This window comes from Nocardia sp. NPDC004573, assembly GCF_053602135.1.
The window spans coordinates 1-5,985 of sequence record NZ_JBSGDA010000054.1; the positions used below are offsets into that span (position 1 = coordinate 1).

At 68.8% G+C, this 5,985-nt stretch carries 8 protein-coding genes; all 8 read left to right on the forward strand.

Features of this window, described 5'->3' with window-relative positions; translation table 11 throughout:
- Positions 1-386: 386 nt before the first annotated feature.
- The 8 genes from ACWEKR_RS35330 to ACWEKR_RS35365 all read left to right on the forward strand — a co-directional run bounded on the left by ACWEKR_RS35330 (position 387) and on the right by ACWEKR_RS35365 (position 5,325).
- Positions 387-1,031, forward strand: a complete 645-nt coding sequence (locus ACWEKR_RS35330) for a DUF6474 family protein (RefSeq protein ID WP_452358207.1) — start codon at positions 387-389, stop codon at positions 1,029-1,031.
- Positions 1,032-1,045: 14 nt separating this feature from the next.
- On the forward strand, positions 1,046-1,576 hold the full coding sequence (locus ACWEKR_RS35335; RefSeq protein WP_452358208.1) for a hypothetical protein: 531 nt from the start codon (positions 1,046-1,048) through the stop codon (positions 1,574-1,576).
- A gap of 40 nt (positions 1,577-1,616) precedes the next feature.
- Positions 1,617-2,273 carry a YcnI family copper-binding membrane protein gene (locus ACWEKR_RS35340; RefSeq protein ID WP_452358209.1) on the forward strand — a complete coding sequence of 219 codons (657 nt, stop codon included), beginning with the start codon at positions 1,617-1,619 and terminating at the stop codon, positions 2,271-2,273.
- Positions 2,270-2,809, forward strand: coding sequence for a copper resistance CopC family protein (locus ACWEKR_RS35345; RefSeq protein ID WP_452358210.1), 540 nt, complete (start codon positions 2,270-2,272; stop codon positions 2,807-2,809). Before ACWEKR_RS35340 ends, ACWEKR_RS35345 begins: the two co-directional genes overlap by 4 nt.
- A gap of 5 nt (positions 2,810-2,814) precedes the next feature.
- Positions 2,815-3,768 carry a CopD family protein gene (locus ACWEKR_RS35350; protein ID WP_452358212.1) on the forward strand — a complete coding sequence of 318 codons (954 nt, stop codon included), beginning with the start codon at positions 2,815-2,817 and terminating at the stop codon, positions 3,766-3,768.
- 33 nt (positions 3,769-3,801) lie between these two features.
- Entirely contained in the window at positions 3,802-4,260 is a 459-nt protein-coding gene (locus ACWEKR_RS35355; protein ID WP_452358211.1) for an SRPBCC family protein, read from the forward strand.
- Between the two features lie 274 nt (positions 4,261-4,534).
- Entirely contained in the window at positions 4,535-4,909 is a 375-nt protein-coding gene (locus ACWEKR_RS35360; RefSeq protein ID WP_159840858.1) for a DUF5313 family protein, read from the forward strand.
- A gap of 50 nt (positions 4,910-4,959) precedes the next feature.
- Complete coding sequence (locus tag ACWEKR_RS35365) at positions 4,960-5,325, forward strand: DUF5313 family protein (RefSeq protein ID WP_195085088.1); 366 nt, start codon at positions 4,960-4,962, stop codon at positions 5,323-5,325.
- Positions 5,326-5,985 lie beyond the last annotated feature (660 nt).

Sequence of the window (5,985 nt, forward strand, 5' to 3'; positions counted from 1 at the left end):
CCCTCATGGCTCGCGTCCGAGCGACCGCCGCTGGCGACTGCGTCGCGGACGCGGCGGCCGCTCGAACGCGAGCCGGGCCGCGAACGGCGCATGCTCGGTCTCGCTCCGCTCGAAACCGGGAGTTCAGGTGGGTGGTTGCGTCAGGTGGTCATCGTGCATCCAGCGCAGGGCAGGAGGGGACGTGAGATATCTGGCCGGATCGCTCGGGACAGAAGTTCGGTCGACCGGCGGTGATGCCACTTCGGCAGGTGCGGAGGGCGGGGGCCGCACTACCCTCGCAGCTGACACCGGGGACCCGATAGGGTAGCGACAAAGCGTGTGACATGGGCGGACGGGCTTCCCCGGCGTCGTACTGCCATGGCGACCAGCATGACGGAGGGCCTTCGATGGGGTTGTTCACGAAGCGCAAGCGGCGGCCGAGCCGCAGGGCCGAGGCGAAAGCACTCAAACACAAGGCCGCGATCGAGGCCAGGCTCGCCGCGAAGAACGACCGCAAGGCACGCCGCGCCGAGGCGCGTACCCAGCGCAAGGTGGCCAAGGCGCAGATCGCGGCCTTCCAGGCGGAGGAGAAAGCCGCGCTGAAGGTGGCCGCCAAGGCCGAACGTGATCCGTTCAGCGCCGGTCAGGTGAAGAAGTATCTCGGCGTGGCGCGGGTGCTCATCCCGGTGCTCGCCCCCCTCGCCTACCGCGGCGCCACCTTCCTGCGCGGGCAGTTGGACACCCGCCGCGCCCAGCAACTCGGCGTGGGCATCGACCAGCTCGGCGACTTCAGCGGACACGGAGCCAAGCTGCAGGCACGCATCACGAATGCCGAGGCGGCGCTGGCGAAGATCGGTGCGCAGGACGGCAAGGACAAGGGCGAGACGCAGAAGTTCGTCACCGCCACCAAGGACCGTCTCGGCAGTCTGACGGCGGCGGTGCACACCTCCGACCAGATGCCGGCCAACCGCCGCCGGTCGGTGCACGCGTCCATCTCCCACGAACTGTCCGGGATCGAGTCCGACATCCTGGCGCGGCTCGGCGTGCGCTGAGCGTTCCCGTCCCGATGTCCCCGCACCCGAGCGCCGGCCACCTGCGTGGTGGCCTGGTCGGCGTGCTGGTGGGCGTCCTGGCCGTGGCGGCGCACGGGGCGGCGGGCGGAGGCGCGCCCGGCACCACCGAACTGACGTTGCTGTTGCTGATCGCCGCCGGATTCGGTTCGGTCGCGGGAACCGTGCGGGCGCACCCGTCCGTCGTGGCCGGGTTACTCGGCGCCGGTCAGCTGCTGAGCCATGTCGCCCTGTCGGTCCTGCTCGGCCACGACCACGCCGGAACGGGCTCCGGCGCAACATCATCCCCAGTGCCTACGGGAGGGATGCTGTTCGCGCACATCGTCGCGACGATCGGCTGCGCGACACTGATCGTGCTGACCGAGCGGCTCTACGCCGCCGCCTCCGGCGCACTCCGCGCGATACTCGCGCCGCCGCGGCGGGTGCGGATCGTCGGCGCGCCGCTCTGGCCGTATTCCGGCCTTCCGCCCTATCGCTGTGCTCCACTCGGTGCGCTCGGCCCGCGCGCGCCGCCGGTGCCGGCCTGACCGCCCGACACCCCTTTCCCTTCGCACAGGAAGCTTCAGCATGCACAGCTCTCTTTCGCGCGCCGTCGGAACGACCTGCACCACAACGGCACTCGTCCTGCTCGCGGCCGGCACCGCCGCGGCCCACGTCACAGTGGACGCTCCCGGCGCGACCCAAGGCGGATACGCCGTCGCCACCTTCCGGGTGCCCACCGAATCGGACACCGCGGGCACCACAGCGCTCACCGTCACCCTGCCCAACCTGAAATCGGCGCGGACCGAGCCGATTCCCGGATGGTCGGCCAAGGTCGAACGCAACGACAAGAAGGAGATCACCGCGATCACCTGGACCGCCGATCCCGGCGCGCCGGGTATCCCGCCCGGCCAGTTCCAGCGCTTCGCGGTGTCCGTCGGCCCTCTGCCCGCGCAGGATTCGGTGAGCTTCCCCGCCAAACAGACCTATTCCGACGGCAAGGTGGTCAGCTGGGACCAACCGGTCGAGAAGGACGGCGACGAACCCGAGCATCCGGCCCCGTCCATCACCCTGGCCGCCGGAAAAGAGGATTCGGACGGGCACAAAGTGAGCAGCGAAGCCGCGGACGAGGACTCCGAGCACGAGGACGAGACTGCCCGCTGGCTCGGCGGGATCGGTCTCGCGCTCGGCCTGCTCGGTGTCGCGCTGGGCGTCGGCACTGTCATTCGCGGACGTCGCGCATGAACCGCCGACTCCTCGCCGCCCTCGTCGCCGGCCTGTTCCTGCTCGGATTCGGTATCGCCGCAACCGGCGTCGCCGCCGCGCACTCCGCGGCCACCGGAAGCGTCCCGGACGACAATGCGACCGTGGACGCCGGGCCCGAGCGCGCCAGCGTGACGTTCAACGAGGCACTGCAGCCGAGTTTTCCGTCGCTCACCGTCGTCGGACCGGACGGCAACCTCTGGTCCAAGGGTGATCCCGTGGTCGAAGGCAATACGGTGAGCGTCGTCTTGGGCGAGTTGGGGCCGACCGGCGAATACACCATCGCCTACCGGGTGACCTCGGCCGACGGACACCCCGTCAGCGGCAAGCGGCACTTCACGCTCAGCAAGCCGGGCAACGGCACGCCGGGACCGAGACCGAATGCGAAGGCTCACGACAGCTCCGACGGCTCGGACGGCATTCCGCTGTGGGTGTTCGTCGCCGGGGCGGTGGTGCTGTTCGGCGGCGGACTCGCGTTCGCGTTGTTCGGCGGCAGGAGCCGCGACCAGAAGCGGTGAGCGACGTGAAGACCGGCGGCCGAGGCGGCGCGCGACGCGCCCCCGGCCGGATGCCATGGCCCGCTCTGCTCCCGGCCTTCCCGGCCGGGTTGCTCGGGGTAGCGCTCGCCTGGGTGCTGATCCTGCCTGGCGCGCTGCCCGGCGAGGCCGTGGTGCGGGTGGTGGCCGACGGCGTCGGGGCGACCGCACTCGGATTGGCGGCGCTGCCCAAGGTGACGCCGCGGTTGACGACACCGTGGCGGCTGCTCGCGGTGCTCGCCGGAATCTGGGCGGTGGCGGAATTCGCCGTGCTGATCTTCGAGGCAGCCGAGGTGGTCGGCGTTCCGGTGCGCGAACTCGGCGCCGAAGAGTTCGGCACCTATCTGGTCGACGTCAGCGGCGGGCAGATCGGGATCGCGATCCTGGTCGGCGTCGCGACGGTGGCCTGCGGGGCGGCACTGGCCTTCCGGCGGCCCGGGTCCGCCTCCGCGGATCTGGTGCTGGTATTCGCCGCGGTCGCACTGGCGTTGCGGCCGATCACCGGACACATGTCGCAGCAGGCGTTCGGGTCGGTGCTCGCCGCGGTGCACGCGCTGGCGGCGAGCGCCTGGTTGGGGTTGCTGATCGCACTGGCACTGGTCGTGCGGACCCGCGGCGAGTGGGCGGTGGCGCTGCCGAGATATTCGGCGGTGGCGCTGCCCTTGGTGGCGATCGTGGCGGTGACCGGCCTGCTCAACGGGCTGATCCGGGTGGGAGGGATAGCTCCGTTCGTCAGCACCGGCTACGGCCGGATCCTGCTCGCGAAGACCGTGGTGCTGCTCGGCTTGCTCGCTCTCGGCTGGTGGTGGCGGCGCAGCTGGGTGCCGAAAGCGGCCGACCACCGGATGGACGCCGACGAGTCGTTACGCCGCGCGGTAGCCGAGGTACTCGTGATGGCACTCGCCTTCGGCCTGGCCGCCACCCTGGCGGTGACAGCCTGAGCCGGATCGTCACGCCCCGGTTAGGGTCTGCGCATGACCGAAGTGAAGATCGTCGAGGATTGCAAGGCCTCGGCCGAGTCAGCGTTCGCCTACGTGAACGATTACCGGAACCTGTCGCGATTCCTGCACGGCATCCAGTCCTTCACTCCGGTCGGCGAGCAGACCGAAGGGGTCGGCGCCACGTTCGACGGGCACATGAAGCTGGGTCCAGCCTCGCTGAAATCGCGGATCCGGGTGATCCGGTGGGAGGAGAACTTCGCGATCGGCGTCGAGTCGATCAAGGGTTTCGACGTCGAATCCACGTTCCTGTTCCACGCCAAGGGCGACGATTTGTGCACCGTCGACGCGATCGTGGACTTCCGAGTGCCCGGCGGCCTGGCGGGGCGAGCCCTCGGTAAGACCATCGAACCGTTCGTGAAGATCGCCGTGCAGCACACGACGCACAACCTGGTGACGCAGATCGCCGCGTTCCACGCGGGCTTTGTCAACTAGCCGCGACTTCGTCACCCCGCAGCCCCTTTCATGGCTTGAAACCGGGAGTTGGGTGCGCTTGGCGCGTCAGGGTTCGAACATCGGCCCTCCGCACGCGGTTCAGTATTGCCGACAGGGCGAGCAGTTGCGCCAGGAGGCGTCGCGTGCCAGGCCGCGGTCTCGAGCCGGCGTCCGTCGGCCGCCATGAGGCGAGATTGTGGCCGCAATTTGTGCGGCTGCTCGAAGCGGATGGGCGTAGTTGCGCCGGTGGCGGCGGGGTCGGGATGCTGGAGGCGTGAGCGCTACCCCCTCGTTCGGACAAAAGGTCGGCTATATCTTCGGCCGCACCCTGCCGGAGTCGATGTCCGACTGGGTGCGCGAGGACCTGGTCGGGCCCGGGGCCACGCGGCGCTATCTGCTGCGATTCCTGGTGCCCGTGCTTCCGGTGCTCATGCTCTTCCTGCTGCTGCCCGGCCCGTTGTGGATGGGTCTGGCGATGATGGCGCTGCTGTACATTCCGCTGATCTACTTCACGGTGGCGCTGCTGTACGTCTACCGGCGCCATCGGCTGATCAAGCACGGTCTCGACCCCGCGCTCGCGGACGCCGACGCCCGCCGCCGGGACGAGCGCGAACGGCTCGACTACGAGCGCAGGCACGGACGCGGGTGAGTGGCGCGGGAAACTAGCGGTGACTTATACCACAGGCATAGCCTTGTGATATGCAAACCCCCACCTTCAGGCAGCGGGTCGCCTACGATCTGGGCCGCGAGCTCCCCGAAGAGCTGCACGAGTGGGTCACCCACGACCTCGTCGGGCACGGGGCCATGGAACGCTATCTCGTCCGTTTCCTCGGGCCGATCATCCCGTTCTTCGCGCTGGTGCTGCTGTTCCCCGGACCGATGCCGCTGAAGATCGGCTTGATCGTGATGATGATCGTCCCGATGGTCGTCTTCACCGTCGCCCTCAGCTACGTGTGGCGCCGCTTCCGCTTGGTCCAGCACGGCCTCAACCCAGACCTGGTCGACCACGGCAAGTGCACCGAACACGACCGCGACCTGTACGAACTGCGCTACGGCCACCGATAACGCCGCCCACCGCCTCGCGCGCTGGCAACCACGCGCGCAGCCTGCGCACGCCTACGGAACAAAGCCGATCCACCGGGTAGCGCCACCCCATCCACCTCCGACCGCCCGGCAACACGAACCGTGCCGATCGCCTCGAGGACCACGCCCGGGCGCCCTGCTCCGCAACAAAGGAGCAAGCGACTGCCTGCGCCACCGCAACAGTTCAGCCCGAGTAATGCGACAACAATCACACCCGACCTCACTCAACCGATCAGAGTGAGACCGACTTATCGCCACACGCGACCACACCAGCTCGAACACACGTTTCGCCCGAAGCGAGACCGAGCACCCACTGTTCACAACCAGACCCCATTCGCGTTACTGCCATGCAGACGACAAATCCAGCAGCGCCAACCATGCTGAAACCACGTGCCAGGCGGCCGACCCTCGAATCCGACGCACCCAACTCGCCCCGACCACGCCTCCCGAGCGCAACAAGATCGAACACCACCGTGCACAGCCAGGCCCCCATTCGCGCTACTGCCATGCACGCGACAAATCCAGCAGCGCCAACCATGCTGAACCGCGTGCCAGGCGGCCGACCCTCGAATCCGACGCACCCAACTCGCCCCGACCACGCCTCCCGAGCGCAACAAGATCGAACACCACCGTGCACAGCCA